This window comes from Anaerococcus prevotii DSM 20548 (genome assembly GCF_000024105.1).
In the GTDB taxonomy this organism is placed as follows: domain Bacteria; phylum Bacillota; class Clostridia; order Tissierellales; family Peptoniphilaceae; genus Anaerococcus; species Anaerococcus prevotii.
Genome location: NC_013164.1, coordinates 72,855 through 98,188 on the forward strand (window position 1 = coordinate 72,855; position 25,334 = coordinate 98,188).

Consider the following 25,334-nt stretch of genomic DNA (forward strand, 5'->3'; position numbering starts at 1 on the left):
GTGTGATATGGATAAAAAACTAAAAAAAGATTTTCAAAAGAAAATTATACGAAATAGGGACGCTCCTGAAAAGAATCTTGAAAGTAAACTTGTTCATTCAGATGATTATACCAATAAGATTATTAAGACTAAGGATAGGTTCGGAGATAAAATTTCAGAAAAGGAATCTAAACTTATTCATGAGAATGTATTATCCAAAGATCAAAAACAAGATAAACTAAAAGATTTTCAGAAGGCTAAAAACAAGGAAAGAATTAGAAAAGAAGTTTTAGATAATAAGGATAAGGCTAACGAAGTTAAACAGACTAATCTTGAAATAAGGACAGATGAAAGCTTTAAACTTGATGAAGGCTTAGATGTAGACTTCAAAAAGGTAAATTTTGATAGTGAAAACAGTAAAGATATTAATTCTACTAAACTAACAACATATGATATTTCAGCTAAGGCTCAACCAATAAGCAATAAGAAGGCATCAAGTAGAAGACAAGTTTTTAAAAATTATGAGGATAAAATTATCCATAGTAAGGATAAATTCCAAGACAAAATCAACGAGAAAGAGTCTAAGCGAATCCACACAAGTGAAGATAAACCTATTGAATCAAAGAAAAGCAAGAGAATATACAAAAAAGATAAGCTTGTTAAAGATGAAGTAAGTAAGAACGACAGTAATTCTAATATCGATAAAAAGCAAAAGCAGAAGCTTTATCAAGAAAAGAAGTTTAGAGATAAGGAAAAAATTTCTAAAGAAATAGATAAAGAAAGTAAGCTAAGCCAAGTTGATACAGATAAGACTTTTGATAATTCTGAGCTTAAAGACAATAATCTTGAATTTATAAAAGATGAAAAGGAAGCTAGCCTTAAACTTTCAGAACAAAAGAAAGTTAATAAAAAGAAGACTTACTACAAGAGAAAAAATTATGAAAGTGATAAATTCACTCGAAAGAAAATTGATAACTTAAAAAATGAATCTAAGAAAGTTACAATGAAAGATTCTAAGAAGGCACAAGACGTTAAAGACTTTATCTCAGATAAAAAGATTGGAGAACTTGAAAAGTCTAAAAGCAAGCTAAAGGATAATATCTTAAATAATAAAACTAAAGGAAGTCTATCTTCTGGGGTTTTATTATCTGGAGCTAAGTCTTCAGAGCTAGTGAGAGATTATCTAAGTTCAGGATCTGACAATACTGGTGTAGAATCTGGAGAAAAGGTCGCTAATGTAAGCTCTAAACTCCAGCATGGAATAAGGAAGTATAAGTTAGACAAAAAGAAAAAGTCCTTAAAAAAGCTATCTAAACTTGATAAGAAAATAAGAAAGAGAAAAAGCAAGTTGGAGTTTAAAAGTGGCTTGGAAGATTTAAAAAAGTCAGACGCCTATATCAAGAAAAATAGATTTAAGAAGTTTTATCAAAGAAAACAAATGAAAAGCATGATAGCTAAAAAGCACGAAACAAGACTTGTAGATAGAGTTAAAAAAGCTATTTTAAGTTTAGGTAAGGCTTCTAAAGAGCTAATCATAAGAAAAAGCAAGATGGTTCTATTTCTAGTAATAGGACTAGGTCTTATGCTATCAATCATGATTGGTGGTGGAAGTGTTGGCATGAGTGGTCTAAGCAACTCAGTAAACTCAGTAATGACAACAACATACCTATCACAAGATACAGTTCTAAGTGAAGTAAATCAAGAATTTTCATCAATGGAATATGACCTACAATCACAAATAGAAAGTGTAAAAACAAGTCATCCTGGATATGATGAATACATCATAAACAAAGAAGGAGAAATTAGTCATAATACTCATGAACTTTTATCCTATATAACTTCAAGATGTGGAGAAGTAAAATCAGCATCTGAAGTAAAAGGAATTCTAAAAGAACTTTTCGATAAGATGTATAAGCTTGATTTTAAGGAAGAAATTGAAATTAGAACAAGAACAGTAGCAAGAACTAGATATGATAGTCGTGGCAATCCTTATACTAGCTATGAAAAAGAAGAGTACGAATATAAAAAGTTAATTGTAACTTTAAAGAAAAAAGAAATGGATGAAGTTGTTAGGGAAATATTTAAAGATTATCCAGACAATGTAGTTCATTATGAAGCTCTTCTTGAAGCTAAGGGAAATATGGGAGATGTTTTTGGATCAGGTAATGGGAACTTAGGAGAAATAGTAGATAATCCAAACTTTGGAAATCCTGGTCTTGCTTTTGATTCAGCTACTGCCAAAGCCTTATTTAATGAAGCAGAAAAACATATAGGCAAAAGATATGTGTTTGGAGCAAGTGGACCATCTAACTTTGACTGCTCAGGATTTGTATGTTGGTCATTTACAAAGTCTGGTGTAAAGAGAATGCCAAGAACAACTGCATGGAGAATATACAAAGACTATTGTAATCCAGTAAGTCCAAGTGAAGCTCAACCTGGAGATATTATATTTTTCCACTCAACATATAACAGTGGAACACCAATATCTCACGTAGGAATATACGCAGGTAACGGAATGATGATTCACGCAGGAGATCCAATTCAATACACATCAATAAATTCAAAATATTGGAAATCACACTTTTATGGTTTTGGAAGACCAAGATAGAAGGGAGATATTATGTGAACAGAAAACTTATAAGTATTAGGAACAAAAAGAAAAAAATAGAAGAGAAATTGAAAGATTTAAATGCAAAATACAAGGAAATTTGCGATGAAGAAATACAGGTTGAAAATGAAGAAATAATTGTAACTCTTAGGAGGAACAATATTAGCTTGGAAGAATTAATGGAGAAAATCAATGATAGAAAAAGAGAAGAAAAATTAAAAGAGAAGGAGAACATTCATAATGAAGAAATTTAATACGAACAGACTAAGAGCTTTTTTTATGGCTCTTTTATTAGTTTTAACATCTACCTCAACTACTAATGTACTAGCTAAAGCTGATGATACAGATGGTAGTAAAAAAGTTATAGAAAGTTCAATAAGTAAAATTAGTGATTTAGAAAATCAAATCAAAGACTTAAATGATAAGAAACAAGAAGACCAATCAAAGATAGATGAATTAAAGGAAAAGTTAGAATCTTGCAAAGATAATGGAGAGAAACTAAAACAAGAAAAAGCTAAGCTAGAAGAAGAGATTAGAGATAAAGATAATAAGATTGCTCAATTGAATAAAGAAATTGAGGATCTTAAAAACTCCAATAATGATGAACTAATAGCAGAAATTACTCAGCTTAAAGATGAATTAAAAAGATTACGAGATGAAAATGCAAAATTAAAAGAAGATTATTCATCTACAAAATGGGAGTTAGAAGCTGAGAAAGAAAAGACCGACAAAAACGAAAATAAAATCAAAGAAATGCAAGAAAAGCTCGAGTCTTTAGAAGAGGAATTTGCAAAGAAGACTAAAGAAATTGAGGATAAAGATAATAAAATTAAGGACTTAGAAAAAGCTCTTGATGAAAAAGATAATAAGATAAAAGAATTAGAGAATAAAAAGAAAGAAACAGAAAAGACTAAGTCAGAATGCTTTAAGAAAATTGAAGAGCTTCAAAAGGCTATTGATAGTTTAAAAGAATCTTCTGAAAATACAAAAAAAGAATTAGAAGAGAAAATTAAAGGGCTAGAAGAAAAACAAAAAGCTTCTGAAGAAGAAATTAAAAAGCTAAAAGAAGAATTAGATAAGAAAATTGAAGAAGCAAAGAAGTTAATCGAGGAAGCAAATAAAAAAGCGAAAGAAGAACTTGAAAAACAAGCTAAAGATGAAAAAGACAAAAACCTAAACCAAGACTTATCTAAGAAATTAGATGAACTTCTAAAACTTCAAAAAGAAAACAAAGAGAAGAAAGAAGATAAGAAATCTCAAGATAAGAAGTGGGACGAAATTTTGAAAGCTGATGACAAGAATATCCTAAATCAATTTGATCTTAACAAGATGAAAAAGCAAGAGGAACAACAAGGCAAAAAACAAGTTAAAGATGAAAAAGAATTTGCAGTTTTTCAAGTAGACAAAAACTTCTATAACATTATCAACAAAGATGGTAAGACAACAGTCTATATGGATGTAAAAACTTATGTAGATCATGGAAGAACTATGATTCCAGTAAGATATATTGCTTATACTCTAGGTTTTAATGTTGAGTATGACAACTCTACTCGTGAAGCCATTTTTTCAAATAAAGAGAATAATATCTTAGCTAAAAAGACATTAAGACTAAATATTGATACTGGTGTTATGAAAGATTCAGATGGAAAGGTATACAACTCAGATGTTAAGCCAGTGATTATAAATGGAAGAATTCATGCTTCAATTTCAAATATTGCTAAAGCTTTCGGAGCAAGTCATGGAGATATTAAAGATGGTAAAAACCAAACAATAGAATGGGACAATGCTAGAAAAGCAGTCTATGTATTTAAAAATGTAAAATAAGAAAGGATAGAAAAATGAATAAGAGCATTAAACGAGGAGTAGCCATAGCGTTACTCCTTTTTACATTTACAGTACCAGCAACTACATTTGCTATGACAAATGAAGGACAGATAGAAAGTCAAAACGAATCAATCTATGAACCACAAAAAGAAGAATTTGAAAAAATGTTGAAAGATGATGTTTTTACACCATCAAAAGAAGAAATTCCTTATCAAGATGTTCCAAGAATACCAGGAAATACAAGTGAAGCAACCAAGCCTTCAAATAATCCTCCTAAGAAAACACCACTTGTAAAAGGTGGTAATACAAAGGCAGTAAATAATCTTGCAACACAAGAGAATAAGGCAAGAGGTTCAGTAATTGAAAATGTAGATAGGAACGGAAAAGATTTTACACCAAGTGGAGACACAGAAAAAGATAAAGAAAATCCAGTAGATGTAAGACAATTCTTAACTTTTCAAACTAAAAGTGGAAAAACTATGCACCTAATAGTGGATCACTCATCAAATCAAGATAATGTAAGGTTATTAACAGAAGTAGGAGAGCAAGACCTACTTAATATGATTGAATCAGAAGATAAAAATACTATAAAGGTTGAAGAACCTAAGAAAGAAGAAGTAAAAAAAGAAGAACCTAAGACTGTTCCAGTAAAAGAAGAAAAGAAAAGCGGGATAGGTTCATTTCTAATTGTTGCACTTGTAATTGGAGGAGTTATAGGAGCAGGATATTATTTTAAGGTAGTCAAAGCTAAAGAAGACAAAATGTTGGAAGACTTTGAAGAAGATGATGAGGATTATATTAGTGAGTCAGAAGATGATGACGATAATGAAGAAAGTAATGAAGAATCACTAGATGATGATGACGATGAACTATTATAAAGATATGAAAATTAAGTACAATTGAATTTTTGTCACGAATATGATACAATATCCGTGACAAAGGAGGATTGTAATGAGTTCATATACAGAAAAAATATCAGATAAAATAAATGATTTTGACTCACATAAAGTATTTTTTGCTAATGACTTTTTAGATATTGCATCTAATGCTACGGTTAGACAAATACTAAAAAGATTAGCAGATGAAGATAAAATCAAGCGCGTCATCGATGGTTTTTATTACAATCCAAAATACAGTGAGTTAATTGGAGAATATGAAGCAGTATCAATTCACGAGTTGGCACTTGCCATAGCGAGAAAATACAATTGGAATATTGCACCATATAGTAGCACAGCCTTAAACCTATTAGGACTTTCAACACAAGTACCAACACATTATAAATATATATCTAGTGGAAGATATAAAGAATATAAAATTGGAGATACAATTTTAGAATTTAAAAAAGTAAATCCAGGAGAGATTGCCAATATGTCCCTAAAGACTGCAACAGTTATTCAATCAATTAAGTCTTTAGGCAAAGAAAATATAACTAATGAAGTTATACAAAAGATAAGAGAAAACTTAAGTGAAAAAGAAAGAAAAGACTTAATGAATGAGTCAAAATCAGTGCCAGCATGGATATATGAAGTGATAAGGGAAATTTGTGAGGGTCAAAATGAATAAGTTCTATATAAAAAATAAAGAAGATCTAAGGATTTTAATAGTAAACACTGCTAGAAAGAAAAATATATCTGAAGCAGTCATTGAAAAAGACTATTGGGTTACTTTTATCTTAGACTATCTATTTAATGAAAATAAATGGAAAGAATATTTTACTTTTAAGGGTGGAACATCACTTTCAAAATGTTTTGGACTCATTGAAAGATTTTCTGAAGATATAGATCTAATCTTAGATTGGCGAGTATTAGGATATGAAGAAAAAGAACCGTGGTTAAAAAGGTCAAATACCAAGCAAGATAAATTCAACAAAGCAGTTAATGAAAAGACAGAAGTATTTTTAAGAGATGAATTTTTAAAAGTCTTAGAACAAGATTTAAAGGACATGAACTTTGAATTTTCCATAGATACAATAGACCCACAAACAATTCTATGTAAATATCCTAAAATCTTTGAATCTAATTATTTGACACAAAATATAAGACTTGAAATAGGAAGCCTTGCAGCATGGACACCTGCAATTGGAGTTAAAATTTCACCAACAATTAGTGAAGCATATCTAAATGTATTTAAAGAAAAAACTAATATAAGAACAGTGTCAGCAGAGAGAACTTTTTGGGAAAAGGCAACTATACTTCATCACGAAGCAAATAGACCAGAAGCTTCTCCTATGCCACATAGGTATGCAAGACACTTTTATGACCTATATAAAATATCGAAGTCAGATTATAAAAATAAAGCTCTGGGTGATAAAGATTTATTAAAAAAAGTGACTGAATTTAAAATGAAATTCTACCCTAGAAAGTGGGCAAGGTATGAAGAAGCATTAAATGGTAGATTAAAGTTAGTTCCAAGAGAGTACCGATTTTCTGAAATAGAAAAAGATTATAAGGCTATGTCAGAAATGATTTATGGAGACTATCCAAACTTTGAAGAGATTATAAAAGTTCTTAAAGAACTAGAAAAAGAAATTAATAAGTAGTATTCTCCCGAAAATAATACAATATTCGGGAAAAATATTTTGAGCGAGAGAGAAATCTTTCGCTCTTTTTTTATTTATGGAGGTATTAATGAAATTAGTAATAGCAGAAAAACCAAGTGTAGCAGTTACAATTGCAAAAGTAATTGGAGCAAGAACAAGAAAAAACGGATATTATGAGGGAGGTGGATACATTGTTTCTTGGTGTGTTGGTCATTTAATTCAAATGGCAAGTCCAGATAAGATAGACGAAAAATGGAAGAAATGGACAATAGAAAATCTTCCAATAATCCCAGAAGAATATATTTATGAAGTATCTAAAAGCACTAAAAAGCAATATGGAGTTTTAAAGAAGCTTTTAAACGATAAGAACATCGACACAGTAATAAATGCTTGTGATGCTGGAAGAGAGGGAGAACTTATTTTTAGGCTTGTATATAATCAAGCTAAATGTAAGAAGAAAATTCAAAGACTTTGGATATCTTCAATGGAAAACAAAGCTATTGAAGATGGCTTTAGAAATCTTAAAGACGGAGAAAACTTTGAAGACTTATATAGATCGGCAAGTGCAAGAGCAATTGTGGATTGGCTGGTAGGAATGAATTTAAGTAGGCTTTATTCTTGCATTTACAAGGAAACATATTCAGTCGGTAGAGTACAAACTCCAACTCTATATTTAATAGCTAAAAGGGATAGTGAAATAAACCTGTTTAAGAAGCAAAAATATTATACAGTTGACCTATCTTATGGAGGATTAAAACTTGTATCAGATAGGATTGATAAAATTGAAGTTGCAGAGCAACTTTTAAACTTGCTAGAAGATGAAATAGTTATTACAGAGGTAGAAGATAAAGAAATAAGCACAAGACCAGATAAACCTTATGATCTCACTACCTTACAAAGAGAAGCAAACAAATATTTTGGATATTCAGCAAATGACACTTTAAACCTGGCACAAGGCTTGTATGAAAAAAAGCTAATCACATATCCAAGAACAGATAGTAGGCATTTAACCGATGATATGGTTAATACTATGAAAGAATTATTAGAAGGATTTGAAGAAGATTTTAAAATCAACGAATCAAACTTTAAGTCTATTTTTAATTCATCTAAGGTTACAGACCACTATGCGATTATTCCTACTATATCAGGCATTGGAAAAGCCAAAGATTTATCTGATAAAGAAAGCAAAATCTATAATCTAATTAAGAATAAATTACTTGCTTCATGTTCGGATAATTTAAAGGAATCTAGCAGAAAAATCAGATATGAATATGATAAATTTAACTTCAATGCAAGTGGCAAGACTGTAATCGATGAGGGTTATACCAAGTATCTAAAGCCTTATGGAAAGGAAAGACAAGAAAATGAATTACCAGATGTAAAGACTGGAGATAAAATTAAGCTAACTTCTAAAAATATATCGGAGAAATTTACCAAAGCTCCAAGTCATTATAATGAAGATACACTTTTAAAGGCTATGGAGAATGCAGGGATTAAATCGCTGGATAAAGACATAGAAGTAGAAAGAAAAGGCTTAGGAACACCAGCTACAAGAGCAGGAATTATTGAAAATCTTATCCATAAGGATCTTATAAGAAGAGATAAGAAAAAATTACTTGTAACAGAAAAAGGCAATAGACTTGTATCGATTGTAGAGGATAAGTTTAAATCAGCTGAAACAACATCTGAATGGGAAATGAAACTTGCAAAGATAAGCTCAGGCGAAGTAGATAAAGAAGACTTTTTAAGAGAAATTGAAGATAGTATAAGGGAGCTTGTAGACAGGTACAAGAATAATCTAAATGAATAAGGTAAAAATATTAGAGCTTTTCGGTGGCATAGGTGCTATCAGAAAAGCTTTTATTAATTTGAAGATACCTTATGAAGTAGTTGATTATGTAGAAATAGATAAGGCTTGTGTTAAATCATATAACGCACTTTATGGAGAAGAATATAAAGCAAAATCAGTAGTAGGATATAAAGCTCCTAATGAAAAGATAGACTTAATTATGCATGGAAGTCCTTGCCAAGACTTTTCAAGAATTGGAAAAAAGCAGGGAGGAGTTAAAAATTCAGGAACTAGATCAAGCCTACTATTTGAAACAATTAGAATAATAAAAGAAATTAAAGATAAACCTAAATGGATAATTTGGGAAAATGTAAAGGGAGTCCTTGATAGAAATATGAGGGACTCCTTTTTTATTTATCTAAAAGAGCTAGAAAACCTTGGATATAAAAGCAAATATGAAATCTTAAATGCAATGGACTTTGGGATACCTCAAAAAAGGGAGAGGATATTTGTTGTTTCACAATTTGGAGAAAATAACTTTTCTTTTAATAAATTGGAGAGGAAAGAAACAAGACCACTAAGTGAATTTTTAGAAAAGAATATAAGTGAACTTTATACCATGACTCAACCTTATATGCTGAAATTTTTAAATAAAGGCATAGATAATAGTTTTAAAGGGCGACTAAAAGTTATTAAAGATTTTTCTTATACTATTTCTACAAAACAGATGAGAGTACCTAATTCTGGAATAATAGACATTGGAAACGGTCAGTATAGGTATTTAACAGAAAGAGAATGTCTAAGACTCATGGGTTTTGATGATAGAGATATAGACAAACTAGAAGAAGTACATCCAAGAAGAAAAAATTGCACCTCAAGTAAACTATATAAGCAGGCCGGCAATTCTATTGTGGTTAATATTTTAATGGCGATTATAAAAGAAATTCATAGAATGGAGGTAGAAAATGCAAGTAAATGATTTTAAGAATATACAAGAAGCTATAAAGTATGAAGTGTTACAAGATGAAAAAGAATATCTAAAACTCTTAAAAGTTATAGGCAATAATCAGAAATATGATTTTTCCAGCCAATTAAGTATATATAACAAAGAACCTGAAGCTAGAGCTTGTGCGACCTTTGATATGTGGAAGAAATATTTTGGTCGAGTTGTTATGAGAGGTCAAAAGGGTATTCCAATTTTAGTTGGAAGTGATGTAAATCAAAGAATTTCATATATTTTCGATATTAGTCAGACCACATCAATGGATAGGAATATCAATGAGGTTAGCTTATGGCAGTTTGACCACGAAAACCATAACGATGCTTTAAAAGAAATAATAAGAGATTCTTCATTTGAAGCCAGTGATTCACTCAATGAAAATATATTTTCTTTAAGCCGAATTTATGGAGATGAATATATTAATTTGGCTCTTGCTGATTTAAGGATAGATATAGAGGATAGACTTAGTTTTGAAAAGTTTATGAGAGACTCAATATCCTATGCAGTAGCTAATAGGTTTAATACAGTCTATCCTATGGATATGGAAAATTTAAAAAATAATTTTTCTAGGATTAATACTATTTCTTTAGAACAGATAGGTCTTGTAATATCAAGGGTTAGCGAAGATATTATAGATAGCACAATAGAAAAATCTAAGGAAATGGATCGAGCTAGGCTGCTGACAGAAAGGGCCGGTGGCGACTATAATAGAGATATAGAAAATATAAATAAAGATAGAGGAGGTCAAAATGATTTATATAGACGAGATGATAGGTCAAGAAGTAGAGATGGACGAGTTTTCACAGATGGAAGCGACAGAGGAAATAGCAATGAAGATCGAAGAGAAAACATTGGACATGATGGAGAAGGATCTGGAATTTATGGAGAAATTTCCGAATCCGACCTACGCAGTTCTAAGACTGTCTTATCTAGTGGGAAGCGAGGACATGGAGAACTGGAAGAAACTTCAGAAAATGCACGAGGAGAAAACACTTTTGAACCATCTGAAGGAAATTCAGACTCAGGCAGTGGACTATATCAAGAGAGAGAAAGTCAAGATGATGAAAGCACAAGGATTGACAGAGAAGATGATGAGAGAGAATCCAGAGGAATACCAAGGACAGATGAACAACTTGATGGCAACAGTAAAGAAGATGGCAATCAAGGAATACGTGGAAGCCTAGAAAATGAAATAAGCCAAGAAAAGGAAGCTGATGAAGCTTCTTTTTTTGATGGCAAAAACACTGAAAATAGAAAAGATTATTGGATTGTAGAATTTAATGAAAACCATGAATTAGTTCCCGATTATAGTGGGCAGATAGTAACTAAAGACTTAATTAATGTCCTAAGACAAAAGGATATTGATGTTAAAGACCATAATCAAACTCTTGGAGAAAATGAATTTGGAGAAATGACTGATGATTATATCGGATATTTCAAATTCTATTTTGACCACTATGTAGACGGCGAAGTTGTCGAACACTATAGGATTGACCTTGGTGATGGTGAAGAAGTAAATGAGCGTGAATTTTCATATTTAGAAGAGCAAGTTGCAATAAGCGAGGAAAAATCTTTACAAGAAGAAGTAAAGGAAAAGATAGAGCCTAAATTTAAGATAGGCGATCAGGTAAGATATAAGGATAAGGACTTTACCATTACAGATTTTGATGAACTAAGTAGAGGACTTAAAACTGTAACCATTAGAGATAATATGGAGTATATGGGAGGTATGATTAGGGGTTCGGAAGTAATTCCATATAGAAGCGATTCATACCTTGAAGAAATCTTTGAAAATCTAAGTCAAACATCAGAAAAACTAGCAGTAAAGATCGGTAAGGAATTTATTTTAGAAGATGATAATACATTTCATGGAATTAACTTGATTGAAACAGAAACTAAAGTAGAAATTAATGGGGAAGAATTTCCCTTATATAAGGGTGAAACATTTGAAGAAAGTAGAAAGATTGATGACCTTTTAGATAGTGGAAATTATGAGATATACAAATTATCTGAGCATGAAAAACAAATTGAAAGACAAGTAGAACAAGAAAGCTTTATTGATAACTACAATCCTGAAATTGACCAAATGATGGATAGGTATGATGTCCCAAGAGAAGCAGCCGAAAACTTATTGAGGGGTAAAGAAGATTTAAAGAATCTAGGCTATGAACCTAATAAGGAAAAGCTAAGTTTTGCTAGAAATTATGACTTGAGAAATCATATCTACTCAGAATACCTAACACCATCAGAAAGGCTAGATAAAAATATAAAAGCTATTAAGATGCTCAAAAGACTTGAAAATGAAAATAGGAGTCCAAGAGAGTATGAACAAGCCTATCTTGCTGATTATTTAGGTTGGGGTGGTCTTGCCGATGTCTTTGATGAAGAAAAGGGAGGACAATGGCTTGAAGCAAGGAATATTTTAAAGGAAAATCTGACAAATGAAGAGTATTTGAATGCTAAAGAGTCTACTTTAACATCCTTTTATACACCTAGAGAGGTAATGGATGGAATATATAAGACTCTAACAGATATGGGTTTTAAGACTGGGAATATCCTCGAACCATCTGCAGGGGTTGGTAACTTCATTGGTAATATGCCAAGTGAAATAAAAGGCTCTAAAGTCTATGGAGTCGAAAAAGATAGTCTAAGCGGAAGAATAGCAAGAGAGCTTTATCCTGAAGCTAATATTCAAATTAAAGGTTTTGAAGAAACAAACTTCTCAAATAACTTTTTCGATTTAGTTATAGGAAATGTTCCCTTTGGAGATTTTAAAGTTAATGATCGTGAATATAACAGAAACAACTTTCTGATTCACGATTATTTTTTTGCAAAGTCAATAGATAAGGTTAGGAATGGAGGAATTATTGCCTTCATAACATCATCTGGAACTATGGATAAAAAAGATGAATCTGTTAGAAAATATATTAATGCAAGATGTGAGTTTTTAGGAGCTATGAGGCTTCCTAATACAACATTTAAAGGACTTGCTGGGACAGAAGTTACTTCAGATATTATTTTCTTAAAAAAGAGAGATTCAGTTATAGAAAGAGATGATGATTGGATACACCTAGCAACTGATAAAAAGGGTTTGACTTATAATAAATATTTTGTAGATAATCCTCAAATGGTACTAGGAGATATGAAAGAAGTATCTGGAAGATTTGGAAATACAATTACTTGTGATGAAAAAGAAGACGAAAATCTAAAGGATTTAATGGATCTTGCAAGTAAGGAAATTTCTTCAAATTCTAAATATGAAGAAGTTGAGCTATTGGAAGATGAAGAATTAAGTCTTCCAGCAACAGATGATGTTAAAAACTTTTCTTACACTATTATTGATGAAGAAGTCTACCTAAGAGAAAACTCAGTCTTAATTAAGCAGAATATATCAGATAAAAACAAAGAAAAGATAAAAGATTATCTTGATGTAATGAATGCTTTAAAAGATGTAATAGAAAAGCAAAAAGACGATTTTTCTGACGAGGAAATAAAAGAGTCACAAGCAAAGTTAAATGGGGTCTATGATAACTTTTCAAAGAAACATGGCTTTATTAACTCCTTATCGAATACTAGAGCCTTAAAGGAAGACTCAAACTTTCCTTTGGTATCATCAATAGAAATACTTGATGATGAGGATAATTTCAAAGCTAAGAGTGATATATTTTCAAAAAGAACAATAACAAAGGCAAAAGTAGTAGACCATGTAGACACTTCCCTTGAAGCCTTAGTCTTATCAGTTTCACAAAAGGGATATGTAGATTTTGAATATATGGAATCTATCACTAACAAAGATAGGGACGCCTTAATTGGTGAGCTTGAGGGCGAAATATTTTTAGATATTAAGGATAAAGACCTAATAAATAACAGAATGCCCTTTGAAAACTTTAACAATGACAATCCATTTCATTTTTCATATGTATCAGCTGATGAGTATTTAAGTGGCAATATTAGAGAAAAGATTGGCTATCTCAATTCATATATCGGAGAAATTGAAAATGTAATAGATTTAGCACCTTCTGAAAAGAAAGACACATTATTAAACGAGTTAGGCAAACTCAAATATCAAAGAGAAAAATTACAAGAAGTTATGCCTGAAGAACTCACTGCTTCTGATATAAATGTAAGGTTAGGAGCAACTTGGATACCTCAAAAAGATATAGAAGACTTTACTTTTAACCTTTTAAAAACACCAGGCTATGATAGGTGGAATATAAATGTTAGGTTCTCACCACATACAAGTGAATGGAACATTGAGGGTAAAAGTGTTGACTCGACTAATGACCTCGCTAACATGACTTATGGTACAAGTAGAGTGAATGCCTATAAGCTAATTGAAAATGCCCTTAATCTAAAAGATACGAAGGTATTTGACCAAATAATAAATGATGATGGTTCTAAGACTTCTGTATTAAACAAAAAAGAAACTATGCTTGCAAGTCAAAAGCAAGAACTAATTAAAGAAGAATTTAAGAATTGGATATTTGAAGATCCTGATAGAAGATATAGGTTAGAAAAGATTTATAATGAAAAATTTAACTCAATTAGAAATAGAGAATTTGATGGTTCTAACTTAACTTTTGATGGAATGAATACTGAAATCAGACTTCGAGAACATCAAAAAAATGCCATAGCAAGGACTTTATATGGTGGAAATACACTACTTGCCCATGTAGTTGGAGCAGGAAAAACTTTTGAAATGGTAGCTTCTGCTATGGAATCTAAAAAGTTGGGACTTGCAAGTAAATCATTATTTGTAGTTCCTAACCATCTAACTACTCAAATTGGTAGAGAGTTTATGCAATTATATCCGTCAGCAAACATTATGGTGGCCGATAAAAAAGACTTTCAACCCAAAAATAGGAAAAGATTTATTGGTAGGATTGCAACGGGAGAATATGATGCAGTTATCATAGGACACTCTCAATTTGAAAAAATACCAATGTCTAAGGAATACCAGATAAGGCATATACAAGACCAAATAGATGATATAGTTTCCTTTATTGATGAGAACAAAAGAAATAGAGGGGAAAATTTCACAGTAAAACAACTAGAAAAGACAAAGAAGAAACTATTGGTAAGACTTGAAAAGCTAAATGATGACTTTAAAAAAGATGATGTAATAACCTTTGAAGAACTAGGAGTAGATAAGTTATTTATAGACGAAGCTCATAATTACAAAAACTTATTCTTGCATACCAAGATGAGAAATGTTGCGGGTATCGGTCAAAGTGAAGCCTTTAAGTCTTCGGATATGTATATGAAATGTAGGTATATGGATGAAATGACAGATGGAAAGGGAGTTGTATTTGCTACTGGTACACCAATATCAAATTCAATGACAGAGCTTTATACCATGCAAAGATACCTTCAATATGACGATTTAAAGGCAAGAGGATTAGAACATTTTGACGCTTGGGCTTCTACTTTTGGAGAAACAGAAAACACATTTGAATTATCTCCAGAAGGCACTGGATATAGGCAAAAGACAAGATTTTCAAAGTTTTATAACTTGCCAGAATTGATGTCTATGTTTAAAGAAGTAGCAGATATAAAGACTTCAGATAGGTTAAATTTGCCAGTTCCAGAAGCAAACTTCGAAGTTATTAAAACAAAACCTACTGAGGAACAAAAAGAAATATTAGAAGCTATTTCAGAAAGAGCGGATGCAGTTAGAAATAATCAAGTCGAGCCAACAAAAGACAATATGTTAAAGATTACAAATGATGGTAAAAAACTTGCCCTTGACCAAAGATTAATAAATCCACTACTTCCAGATGATCCTAATTCAAAGGTAAATGTATGTGTAAAAAATATCTTTTCGATCTGGGATAAGACAAAAGAAAATTCATCGACCCAACTAGTGTTTTCAGATATGTCCACACCAAAAGGAGATGGTGAATTTAATATCTATGATGATATTAGAAATAAGCTAGTGAATATGGGAATACCTAAAGAAGAAATAGCCTTTATCCACGAAGCAGATACAGACAAACAAAAAGACGAATTATTCTCCAAGGTAAGAAGAGGAGAAGTAAGAGTGTTATTAGGCTCTACTCAAAAAATGGGAGCAGGTACAAATGTACAGAACAAATTAATAGCCTTACATGATTTAGACGTCCCATGGAGACCGTCTGACCTAGAGCAAAGAAGTGGTAGAATTGTTCGTCAAGGCAATGAAAATGATAGGGTAAATATTTTTAGATATGTTACAGAGAATACCTTTGATTCTTATTTGTGGGTGCGACATGAAGTCGCTTAATTTAACTGTTTGGCATAATGACCAAACCAACTATTCCGTTAGTTGAGCCAAGTATCGACTGCACTTAGGTGTGGTAAGCCGATATTAAAGTAGCCCTACTTGAGGTTGAACCGTGAGGGAATACCGAAACTGCCAGCAACAAGGCGGTTAGGGAGCGAGGCTTGATGATATGGCTAACATATGTGAACTACTGATAAATGTCGTTAAGGTGAACAGGCTAAAGTTGCTGACAAGCCTGAACCAAAATGGTGCGTAGTCGGATAATCCTTTCCACAGTGGGATTACACGGACAAAATGACTACCGGCAGAGAGGTAGAGCCTAAGTTATCAATGTTAATTAAGTGGAACATGGTAAGCCTGTACCGTTGCCAAAAGGCAAGGCAAATCGTAAGAAATGCTGATAATGGTGCAGGTAAAGGATAATGGAAAAAGCGAATGCCATCTTGTAATGAGATGGATAGGGGTTCAAAATTTGCCCTAACTCGAAAGAGTGCAGACTTCCATTTGGTTTTTAATCACAAGAGAACTTGTAGAATTTTTGAAAGGAGAAAGCAAATGAACAGTAAAATGTGTGCTACTACTAACAGAGCTAAAGACTGGGAAAGTATAGATTTTTCAGTAGCAGAAAGCTATGTTAAAAAACTACAAATGCGTATTGTGAAAGCGTGGAAAATGAGTAAATACGGAAAGGTAAAATCTTTACAGCATTTACTCACAACTTCATTTTATGCAAAAGCCTTGGCTATTAAGAGGGTAACTGAAAACCAAGGCAAGAAAACAAGTGGTGTTGATGGCGAACTATGGCTAACACCACAGGCAAAGTATAATGCAATAGGAAAGTTAAACTTAAGAGGATATAAACCTAAACCTCTTAAAAGAGTGTATATACCAAAGAAAAATGGTAAGAAAAGACCTCTTAGCATTCCTACAATGACAGACAGAGCAATGCAAACACTATATAAATTTGCACTTGAACCTATTGCAGAAACAACAGCTGATTTTAACTCTTATGGATTTAGAGCGAAAAGGTGTACGCAGGACGCTATTGAGCAATGCTTTACATCTCTAAATAAAAAGAAATCTGCAAAATGGGTGCTTGAAGGAGATATAAAAGGTTGCTTTGATAATATTAGCCACGAATGGATAATGAATAATATTCCAATGAACAAGCCGTTATTGAAACTTTGGCTTGAATGCGGATATATAGAAAAACAAAAACTATTTCCTACAGAAACTGGAAGCCCACAAGGTTCACCAATATCACCTGTAATATCTAATATGGTATTGGATGGGTTAGAAAAAGCAATCAAAGAAAAATATCATAAAAGAACAATAAATAAGAAAGCATATTTCCCAAAAGTTAATTTTGTCAGATATGCAGATGATTTTATCGTTACAGGAGAAAGTGCGGAATTGCTTGAAAATGGTGTAAAGCCAATCATTGTAAAATTCTTGGCTGAAAGAGGTTTAGAATTATCAGAGGAAAAGACACTCATAACACACATAAATGACGGTTTTGATTTTCTTGGAGTTAATATTAGGATGTATAAAGATAAGTTGCTTACAAAACCATCTGATAAGAACTTCAAGGCTATTGTCGATAAAATCAGACGAATCATAAAAGATAATCCGTCAATGAAACAAGAAATTTTGATTAGAAAATTAAATCCAATCATTATAGGTTGGGTAAACTATCAGAAATATAATGTTTCATCTAAAGCTTTTGAAAAACTTGACTATGAAATATATAAATGTTTATGGGATTGGTGTATTCGTCGACACCCAAAGAAAGGAAGAAAATGGATAGCTAAGAAATACTTCCATACCATTGGAAATAGAACTTGGACTTTCAGTGTAGCAACTGGCGACAGAATGGAAAATGGCGAGAAATACTATCTTCGTCTTAAATATGCTACAGACACTGATATTAAAAGATTTACCAAGATACAAGCTGAAGCAAATCCATTTGATGAAAATTGGCAAATATACTTTGAAGAAAGAGAAGAGTTAAAAATACGAAACGAACTTAAAGGACGTACAGTTATAAATAGACTGTATAAAACGCAAAATGGAATATGCCCTGTTTGTGGAGAGAAAATAACTATTGATACAGACTTTAGAGTACATCAAACAATTCAAAATAATATTACCCTTAAAACTTTAGTACACCCTTGGTGTCATAGAAAATTGCATATAAATGATGAAGAAAACACTCTGGCTCTTTAATTAGGGCTTATAAAAACTTGAGCCGTGTGAGGGGAAACTCTCATGCACGGTTCTTAGAGGGGAAAGGGATAGTAATATCCCCGACCTACTCGACCAGACAATAGAGAATAAGCAGAAATTCATTTCTCAAATTATGACTTCAAAAACTCCAGTAAGAGTTGCAGAAGATGTTGATGAAGCAAGTTTATCTTATTCAGAAATTAAAGCTTTAGCTACGGGCAATCCTCTAATTAAAGAAAAAATGGATTTAGATAACGAAGTTACAAAACTAAAAATGCTAGAAGCTAACTACAAGTCTAATAAATATAAGCTCGAAGATAAGGTAAATAAAATTTATCCTCAAAGTATTTTAAAAACTGAAATGGAAATAAAAGCAGTTAAAGAAGATATTGCAAGTATTGAGAAATTAGGAGAAGGAGATAACAAATTCACTTCAATCAGTCTTGGGACAAATAAAATTGTAGATAAGAAAGAGGCTGGAGAGAAGCTATTAGAAGAAATAAAAAAGGTAAAGATAAATGATAGCAAGGTCATTGGTAAATATAGAAATTTAGACTTACAAGTTTCATATAACTTTATGACTAATAATCACACTTTTAAACTCCTAGGAAAAGCAGAATACTTCGGAGAGTTTTCAAACTCTACTGATGGCAATATAACAAGGCTTGATAATGCCATTGAAAAAATGCCTTCAAGACTTGAAAGATTAAATCAAAACCTTGAAAACTATAAAGAATCTTTAGAAAATGCCAAAGTAGAATTGACTAAACCATTTGAAAAAGCAGATGAGTTAAGGGATAAGACACTAAGACTAGCTGAAATTAATAAACTTTTAGATATGGGAGAAGTGGAAGAATTAGAAAACCAATCACCACTATTAGAAGATTTAAAGAGGGCAATAGTTGATTATTCCAACTATGAGTTTTCAGAATCTAATAGCTATGAAGACTTTGACAAACTATACCCTGATTTAAGTCATATAGGACTTGCCTATACAGAAACACCTGATGGAAAGCACTCGATTCAATATGAGGTAAATTTGGAAGAAAAAACATGGAGTCAGTATGTAGATGATGTAGCTATTAGAACAGAATCTTTTGTAGAGGAAGATATATCTAACTCACAAGCTATTAAAGATATGACTGAAGCTATAAAGATGTCAAGTTTTGATGATCTGGTATCAGTAGATGAGGAAGATTTAAAACAAGCTCTAGGATTAGAAATAGATGATGACGGAAACTTCTATGACCCACTAGCAAAAGATCTTGACAATGACGGAATACCAGATAGATATGACAATGATTTTAAAGATAGTGATTACTTTGAATCAACTTATGATGTAGAGGATAATCTTCACGCAAGGGAAGAGAAGCCATCAATATTAGGACAAATATCAAAATTCAAATCAGAAGAAGAAAAAGATAAAAATCAAGAAAAAAATGAAAAAGGACAAGAAAGATAGAGGAGGGCGAAAGGCTCTCCTTATTTAGTACAAGGAGGAAATTATGGAATACAAAGATATTAGAGAAAATTTAGAAGAAATTTCAAAGGAAAACTATAAGGACTTTATAAAAGCGTTAATAGGAATTGAAAAAGGAATAGAAGATGAAAATGCCCTAGATGAGATTTACGATAATTATATGGACAATGATACTATTTCACTACTAAGTGAAGACTTTGACTATATGATTGATGATATGAAAGAACAGGGTAAGGTTGTTGAAAATGTCAGTGATATTGAAGAAAAAGATGATCTTATAAATCTTGTCGGTAATATAGCTGGCAAAGTAGAAAATCTTGAAAGAGAAAATGCAAATGGAGAAAAGTTTAAAGTAAGCAACTTTTCAATTGTTTCAAAAGATGACGATGGAAATAAAGTTTATACCAATTGTTCAGCTTATGGAGATAAGACAAAAGATATAAAGAACCTAAAACAAGGAGATTTTGTTAAAATATTTGGTCAAGTAAAAACAAGCATTGACAACAACGGGAAGGAGCATAAAAATGTTCGTATTTTATCTTCTAAGCTCTTAAAAGCAAAAGAACAAGTAAAGAGTCAAGACAAGGATAAAAAGTCCATATTAGGGCAAATAAAAAGCTTTAAGACAGATGACAAAGCTAAGTCAAATAAGAAAGACCATAGCAAAGGTGCAGAGAGATAAATATCGGCAGTCTTCGGACTGCCTTTATTTTTTTGTCATATGTAAATAGATTGTATAATGGTGTTATATGTGGAGATTGTAGTATTGATGTATAGATAATAAGATGACAGATTATAAAAGTAGGATTGCACTCAGTAAAATTGAAACAGTCTTAACTGAGAAAAATATTGGATATGACGGAGACTTATAAATCGCTCTTATTCCAGAACTTTTAGAACTAATGTTTTGACGGAAAAATCGGATTCTACAAAGTTCTAAATGAGTCTTAAAATTCTGCCTCAAATAATTGAATTATGGGGACTAAACATAAAGTCAGAAGAATTCCCTAAAAAAGCAAGACTAACAGAAAGACCAACTACTACACCATTGCTTCTATTAAGGACAGTGGAGCTTGGTCTTTCTATATCTGACTGATCCCTACTAACAATTGGACTTGTAAATGATATGTTCACAGAAAAGAATAACGATGAATATAAATACAAAGAAGTAGCTACGCAAGAAGACTTTGATAAGTTTTAAGTTATTACGAATGATATTGACAAATTATAATTATTGTTTTACAATAATAATCAAAGATAATTATCGTTTTACAATAATTCGATGGGGGGGATTATAATGAGGAAAAGATTTTTAATAATGGCTATTTTTCTTGTTTTTTCTATAGTTTTAACTTCTTGTAGTACAAATACTACAACAGAACAAACAAGTAGTAAAAAAGAAGAAAAGATTGAAATATTTGATTCTAACAATAAAAAAATTGTTGAAACAGAAGAACAAGAAGTTCTAGACTACTTTAGTAATTTGACAGGAATGGGTGCAGAAAATATTAATGATAAAAATTTCGACGATTATTTTAAAGAAATACCAGATGATGCAATAGAGTCTTACCACTTCTTATTAACTAGCAAGAGAGAGGATAAAAAAGCTACAAAGATAGATTTTTATATTTATGAAAATTATCCATATATTACAATGGAGGGAATGCCCTTGATGCCATCTTCATTAACCTGGGAACTTTCTAAAGAAGATTTAAATTATTTGAAGGATAGAGTACAAGAATGGAAAGGTGTAGATGACAATAGATAAACGAAAGTGTTGAGGAGAAGTTATGAAGAGTTTTATTTTTAAAATAGCGATTATATTATCTAAGGTTTTAAGATATATTTCATATTTAGGAGCAGGTTTTACCTTGCTTGGAAGTGTATTAACTCTGATTTTTAAAGATGATGTAATACAAGTAGTTGAATCTCATCAATTTAATCTGCAAGAAGTTTCACTTCCTTTTATTATTTATTCATGCTTGAGTGCTCTTATGATATTCATTGTTGCTGGTTTCTCATTGGATAAATTTGAGAAGATTTTAGTGAATTTAGAGAAGAAAGACTATTTTTCAGACTTAAATTCAAAATATTCGAGAGATATATTAATAGCGCTTATAATTCTGACGATTTGTCAAATTATTTCTATGCTAGTTTTCAATTATCTTAAAGTGGACAATATTAGCAGTGTTTTTAATTTAACTATTAAGGATTATTTAACGAATATAATTTTGATAGTTATAGCATTTTCATCAATGATGATATTTAATTCGGGAAAATCCTTAAAAGAAGATTCGGAAAGTATAATTTGAAAATGAAGGATCAAATAATTATAAATCTAGATCAAGCGTTGAAAAAGAAAAATATGACATCGAAAGAGCTTGCAGCAAGGATAGGGATAACCGAAGCAAATTTATCAATATTAAAAACAGGAAAAGCCAAAGGCATAAGGTTTAACACTTTAGCGAGCATCTGTAAGGAGCTTGATTGTCAACCAGGTGATTTACTTGAGTATGATAATGAAGAATATCAACAGTAAAATTTATTTATTAAATATAATGACAGTGTATTGACTACGCACAAATTTGGTCATATAATAAGGTCAAAGGAGATGAGGAAATGGCTACAACAAATTTGAATATACGAACAGATAAAGAAATAAAAGAAGCTGCCGAAAAGATCTACTCCAGTTTAGGCTTAAATATGACTACTGCAATTAACATGTTTTTAAGGGCGAGTATTAGAGAAAGTGGTATTCCATTTGATTTAAAACTTAATGTTCCAAGTGATGAAACTATAAAAGCGATTGAAGAAGGAAGAATGATAGCTAAAGATACGAATGTGAAATCCTATGACAATATGGATGACTTGAGGAAAGCCCTTGAAGTATAAGATAAGTTTACAAGTAAATTTAAAAAAGACCTAAAGCAAGCTAAAAAGCATAGGAAAGGATAATAAGGAATAAAAGTATACTCTGCAAAGTTATTAAAAGCTAAAGAGCATACTAAAGCAAAAGCATCAACACTAGGGAAATTAAAGGAATTTAAGACTAAAGGGGATATGAAAGTGGATGAAAAGAAGAAAAAGGATAATAGCATAGAAAGGTAAAAGATTATAGGGGGCAGGTTTTAGTCTGCTTACTGTATTGTATGATGGGGCAAGTTCCAATACTGGGGTGAAAGTCCCTAAACAGCGTATTTGTCGACGAATTCCATAGCAATCCTGAAATTTCACATGGAGATATGTGGAAGAGAGGAACGACCTGACTTGATGAACATGAATATGATATTAAGGTTGGTTAGATATGTAGATTACAGTATACTAACAGTAGCAAACAGTGTAGTGGTAAACAGAGTAATGGTTTTAGTAACCAAATGTATAGAAAAGAAGTTAGGATTAAAATAAATGCAACAAAATTCAAATTTATTAAACCAACCAAGCTAAAATGTTTTGGATTTGAAGTCTGAAAAAGAAAAGACGATTAGAAGGCTAGAACAGACGAAAACTTTTTAAAAGATATAGTATATGTGATGACAGCAAAGACAATCTATTATCAATATAGTAGATATAGATATTGAAATGAGATAAAGAATAATGGTATACTTATTTATAAATAGACATTTATAAACAACGAAAGAAATGTATATTAAATCAAAAATTATAGATTTAAGAAATTTAGAAAGATAGATTTAATTCATTAAAAGGATGTTGTATTGTTCTTCTTGATTCTTTTACTTAAAAAATTTCTTTATTTTTTTAAAGTTGTTTTGACAAAAGTGATAGATTTAAAATGGAGGAAATTTAGTTATGAATTACTCAGTATTAGTAGTAGAAGATGATGAAAGTATTTTAGATTTAATAGAGATATATCTAGAAAATGAAAATTATATTATAAAGAGAGCTACATCTTCAGAACAGGCACTCAAATATATTAAAGAAAAGGAATTTGATTTAGCTATTTTAGACATTATGTTACCAGGTGAAAATGGATATTATATATGCGCCAAGATTAGAGAATCTTATAATTACCCAATTATTATGCTTACGGCAAAGGACGATGAATCAAGTAAAATCAAGGGTTTAACTTTTGGAGCGGATGATTATGTAACTAAACCATTTTTACCTGGAGAGTTAGTTGCTAGAGTAAAGGCTCAATTAAGAAGATACAATAATTATAATTTAAAAACTAAAGAAGGTACAGGAAATATTTTAACTTATCAAAATGTGGATTTAAATATCAAATCAAGAGAAGTTTTAGTTGATGGACAGGAAATTGATTTAACTCCTATTGAATTTATTATTTTAAAATCATTACTAGAGAAAAAATCTGAAGTACTAGGATCCGAAGATTTATTCTATAAAATATATCCGGATGAATATTATATAAAAAACAATACGGTTTCAGTTCATATTAGGCATATTAGAGAAAAATTAGGAGAAAAAAATAATATAATAACAACTGTTTGGGGGGTAGGTTATAAGATTGGATAAAGATAAATACTTTGAAAGTATTCTGAAAAAGCTGATAAAAGAAATTGCTATATTTTTACTTATAGTTTTAAGTTGTATGCTTGCAATAGATAGCAATATTTTTAGATTTAATAATGAAATACATGAATTTTTTGTTAATAGATTGGATCTGATTTTTTTTGTTATTTTATTATTGGGGATATTAATTATTATAATAAAAGAATTTTCAAAATTAGAGAAAGATTATATTGACTTATGCAAAAAAATAGACGATTTGGATGAGAATATTGTTAGTTTCCCGACTCATTATAAAACTTTAGAAGATTCCATAAATAGATTAAAATTTAAACAAAAAGAGATAGAATATAAGCTTAAAAAAAGAGAAAATGAAGATAATGATTTAATCACCTACTTAGCACATGACTTAAGAACTCCTTTGACATCTATCATTGGATATTTATCAATGCTCGATGAAATGAAAGACTTGCCTAATAAGCAAAGAGAGAAATATATTAGACAATTATTAGAAACAGCATTAGGATTAGAAGATCTTATAAACCAATTTTTTGAAATTGCTAGATTAAATAATGGTGAATTTAGTATTCATAAAGAAAAAATTGATTTAGAATATTTTTTAATACAATTAAAAGATGAGCTTTATCCTATGATGGAAGAGAATAATCATAAGATAAATATCTCAAGTGAAGGCTCAATAGTTGTAAATGTCGATCCAAATAAAATGAAAAGAGCCTTAGAGAATATTTTAAAAAATGCAATCTTATATTCTTATGCAAATACAGAGATAAAAGTTAAAATATATCAAACGTATAAGTGTGTAATATTAAAAATTATTAACAAGGCCGATACACTAGAAGAAGCGCAGATAAGAAATATGTTTAACAAATTTACTAGATTAAATCTAGCAAGAAATTCAAAAAAAGTGGGATCTGGCTTAGGTTTACCTATAGCAAAAGAAATTATTGAATTACATGAGGGTAAGATAGAGGTAGAAAGTTCTAATAATGAAGTTATTGTCATTGTAAGATTAAAAAATAAATGAGGATTACACCTTAATTATGTATAAAACTACATAATTAAGGTGTTTTTTTATTTTTTAAAAATTAATGAAATCTTAAGAATTAATCAATAGAATATTA

The 25,334-nt window shown here is 30.9% G+C and carries 17 protein-coding genes and 2 pseudogenes; all 19 read left to right on the forward strand.

The genetic code is table 11. The features are described 5' to 3' along the window. The first annotated feature begins 7 nt into the window (after window positions 1–7). The 19 genes and pseudogenes from APRE_RS09215 to APRE_RS09300 all read left to right on the forward strand — a co-directional run bounded on the left by APRE_RS09215 (window position 8) and on the right by APRE_RS09300 (window position 25,237). Window positions 8–2,587 (forward strand): C40 family peptidase, encoded by a 2,580-nt coding sequence (locus APRE_RS09215; protein ID WP_012797155.1) that lies wholly within the window; start codon window positions 8–10, stop codon window positions 2,585–2,587. 14 nt (window positions 2,588–2,601) lie between these two features. Continuing rightward, the gene (locus APRE_RS09220) at window positions 2,602–2,841 is read left to right on the forward strand and encodes a hypothetical protein (RefSeq protein ID WP_001080402.1); all 240 of its coding nucleotides are present in this window, start codon (window positions 2,602–2,604) and stop codon (window positions 2,839–2,841) included. Further along, window positions 2,828–4,411, forward strand: a complete 1,584-nt coding sequence (locus tag APRE_RS09225; protein ID WP_012797156.1) for a stalk domain-containing protein — start codon at window positions 2,828–2,830, stop codon at window positions 4,409–4,411. The genes APRE_RS09220 and APRE_RS09225 overlap by 14 nt, the downstream gene beginning before the upstream one ends. Before the next feature lie 14 nt (window positions 4,412–4,425). After that, entirely contained in the window at window positions 4,426–5,289 is an 864-nt protein-coding gene (locus APRE_RS09230) for a CD1107 family mobile element protein (RefSeq protein ID WP_012797157.1), read from the forward strand. A 73-nt stretch (window positions 5,290–5,362) separates the two neighbouring features. Continuing rightward, window positions 5,363–5,974 carry a DUF6088 family protein gene (locus tag APRE_RS09235; RefSeq protein ID WP_012797158.1) on the forward strand — a complete coding sequence of 204 codons (612 nt, stop codon included), beginning with the start codon at window positions 5,363–5,365 and terminating at the stop codon, window positions 5,972–5,974. Further along, window positions 5,967–6,950 carry a nucleotidyl transferase AbiEii/AbiGii toxin family protein gene (locus tag APRE_RS09240; RefSeq protein ID WP_012797159.1) on the forward strand — a complete coding sequence of 328 codons (984 nt, stop codon included), beginning with the start codon at window positions 5,967–5,969 and terminating at the stop codon, window positions 6,948–6,950. Before APRE_RS09235 ends, APRE_RS09240 begins: the two co-directional genes overlap by 8 nt. A gap of 88 nt (window positions 6,951–7,038) precedes the next feature. Further along, window positions 7,039–8,760: a DNA topoisomerase 3 gene (locus APRE_RS09245; RefSeq protein WP_012797160.1), complete on the forward strand. Its 1,722-nt coding sequence runs from the start codon at window positions 7,039–7,041 to the stop codon at window positions 8,758–8,760. Next, window positions 8,753–9,718, forward strand: coding sequence for a DNA cytosine methyltransferase (locus APRE_RS09250; protein ID WP_012797161.1), 966 nt, complete (start codon window positions 8,753–8,755; stop codon window positions 9,716–9,718). The genes APRE_RS09245 and APRE_RS09250 overlap by 8 nt, the downstream gene beginning before the upstream one ends. Before the next feature lie 2,257 nt (window positions 9,719–11,975). Further along, window positions 11,976–15,980: pseudogene (locus tag APRE_RS10085) on the forward strand (helicase-related protein); the annotation flags it as partial. Between the two features lie 576 nt (window positions 15,981–16,556). Continuing rightward, entirely contained in the window at window positions 16,557–18,227 is a 1,671-nt protein-coding gene (gene ltrA / locus APRE_RS09260) for a group II intron reverse transcriptase/maturase (RefSeq protein ID WP_012797163.1), read from the forward strand. 88 nt (window positions 18,228–18,315) lie between these two features. Next, a pseudogene (locus tag APRE_RS09265) lies at window positions 18,316–19,689 on the forward strand (helicase-related protein); the annotation flags it as partial. A 43-nt stretch (window positions 19,690–19,732) separates the two neighbouring features. After that, window positions 19,733–20,389 (forward strand): hypothetical protein, encoded by a 657-nt coding sequence (locus tag APRE_RS09270; protein ID WP_012797165.1) that lies wholly within the window; start codon window positions 19,733–19,735, stop codon window positions 20,387–20,389. Window positions 20,390–20,647: 258 nt separating this feature from the next. Beyond that, window positions 20,648–20,803, forward strand: coding sequence for a hypothetical protein (locus tag APRE_RS09805; RefSeq protein ID WP_172540101.1), 156 nt, complete (start codon window positions 20,648–20,650; stop codon window positions 20,801–20,803). 201 nt (window positions 20,804–21,004) lie between these two features. Next, complete coding sequence (locus APRE_RS09275; protein ID WP_012797166.1) at window positions 21,005–21,475, forward strand: hypothetical protein; 471 nt, start codon at window positions 21,005–21,007, stop codon at window positions 21,473–21,475. Window positions 21,476–21,497: 22 nt separating this feature from the next. Beyond that, window positions 21,498–22,019 (forward strand): DUF2975 domain-containing protein, encoded by a 522-nt coding sequence (locus APRE_RS09280; RefSeq protein ID WP_012797167.1) that lies wholly within the window; start codon window positions 21,498–21,500, stop codon window positions 22,017–22,019. 2 nt (window positions 22,020–22,021) lie between these two features. Then, a complete protein-coding gene (locus APRE_RS09285; RefSeq protein WP_012797168.1) occupies window positions 22,022–22,246 on the forward strand; it encodes a helix-turn-helix domain-containing protein in 225 nt (74 codons plus the stop codon). An 80-nt stretch (window positions 22,247–22,326) separates the two neighbouring features. Then, the gene (locus APRE_RS09290; RefSeq protein ID WP_004812197.1) at window positions 22,327–22,599 is read left to right on the forward strand and encodes a type II toxin-antitoxin system RelB/DinJ family antitoxin; all 273 of its coding nucleotides are present in this window, start codon (window positions 22,327–22,329) and stop codon (window positions 22,597–22,599) included. A 915-nt stretch (window positions 22,600–23,514) separates the two neighbouring features. Further along, complete coding sequence (locus APRE_RS09295; RefSeq protein ID WP_012797169.1) at window positions 23,515–24,198, forward strand: response regulator transcription factor; 684 nt, start codon at window positions 23,515–23,517, stop codon at window positions 24,196–24,198. After that, on the forward strand, window positions 24,191–25,237 hold the full coding sequence (locus tag APRE_RS09300; RefSeq protein WP_012797170.1) for a sensor histidine kinase: 1,047 nt from the start codon (window positions 24,191–24,193) through the stop codon (window positions 25,235–25,237). Before APRE_RS09295 ends, APRE_RS09300 begins: the two co-directional genes overlap by 8 nt. The last annotated feature ends 97 nt before the right edge of the window (window positions 25,238–25,334 follow it).

Bases quoted from the DNA above. Each gene is read 5' to 3' on its own strand.
- APRE_RS09215 (WP_012797155.1), top strand. From the start codon at position 8: ATGGATAAAAAACTAAAAAAAGATTTTCAAAAGAAAATTATACGAAAT.
- APRE_RS09225 (WP_012797156.1), top strand. From the start codon at position 2,828: ATGAAGAAATTTAATACGAACAGACTAAGAGCTTTTTTTATGGCTCTT.
- APRE_RS09230 (WP_012797157.1), top strand. From the start codon at position 4,426: ATGAATAAGAGCATTAAACGAGGAGTAGCCATAGCGTTACTCCTTTTT.
- APRE_RS09235 (WP_012797158.1), top strand. From the start codon at position 5,363: ATGAGTTCATATACAGAAAAAATATCAGATAAAATAAATGATTTTGAC.
- APRE_RS09240 (WP_012797159.1), top strand. From the start codon at position 5,967: ATGAATAAGTTCTATATAAAAAATAAAGAAGATCTAAGGATTTTAATA.
- APRE_RS09245 (WP_012797160.1), top strand. From the start codon at position 7,039: ATGAAATTAGTAATAGCAGAAAAACCAAGTGTAGCAGTTACAATTGCA.
- APRE_RS09250 (WP_012797161.1), top strand. From the start codon at position 8,753: ATGAATAAGGTAAAAATATTAGAGCTTTTCGGTGGCATAGGTGCTATC.
- ltrA (WP_012797163.1), top strand. From the start codon at position 16,557: ATGAACAGTAAAATGTGTGCTACTACTAACAGAGCTAAAGACTGGGAA.
- APRE_RS09270 (WP_012797165.1), top strand. From the start codon at position 19,733: ATGGAATACAAAGATATTAGAGAAAATTTAGAAGAAATTTCAAAGGAA.
- APRE_RS09805 (WP_172540101.1), top strand. From the start codon at position 20,648: ATGAGTCTTAAAATTCTGCCTCAAATAATTGAATTATGGGGACTAAAC.
- APRE_RS09275 (WP_012797166.1), top strand. From the start codon at position 21,005: ATGAGGAAAAGATTTTTAATAATGGCTATTTTTCTTGTTTTTTCTATA.
- APRE_RS09280 (WP_012797167.1), top strand. From the start codon at position 21,498: ATGAAGAGTTTTATTTTTAAAATAGCGATTATATTATCTAAGGTTTTA.
- APRE_RS09285 (WP_012797168.1), top strand. From the start codon at position 22,022: ATGAAGGATCAAATAATTATAAATCTAGATCAAGCGTTGAAAAAGAAA.
- APRE_RS09290 (WP_004812197.1), top strand. From the start codon at position 22,327: ATGGCTACAACAAATTTGAATATACGAACAGATAAAGAAATAAAAGAA.
- APRE_RS09295 (WP_012797169.1), top strand. From the start codon at position 23,515: ATGAATTACTCAGTATTAGTAGTAGAAGATGATGAAAGTATTTTAGAT.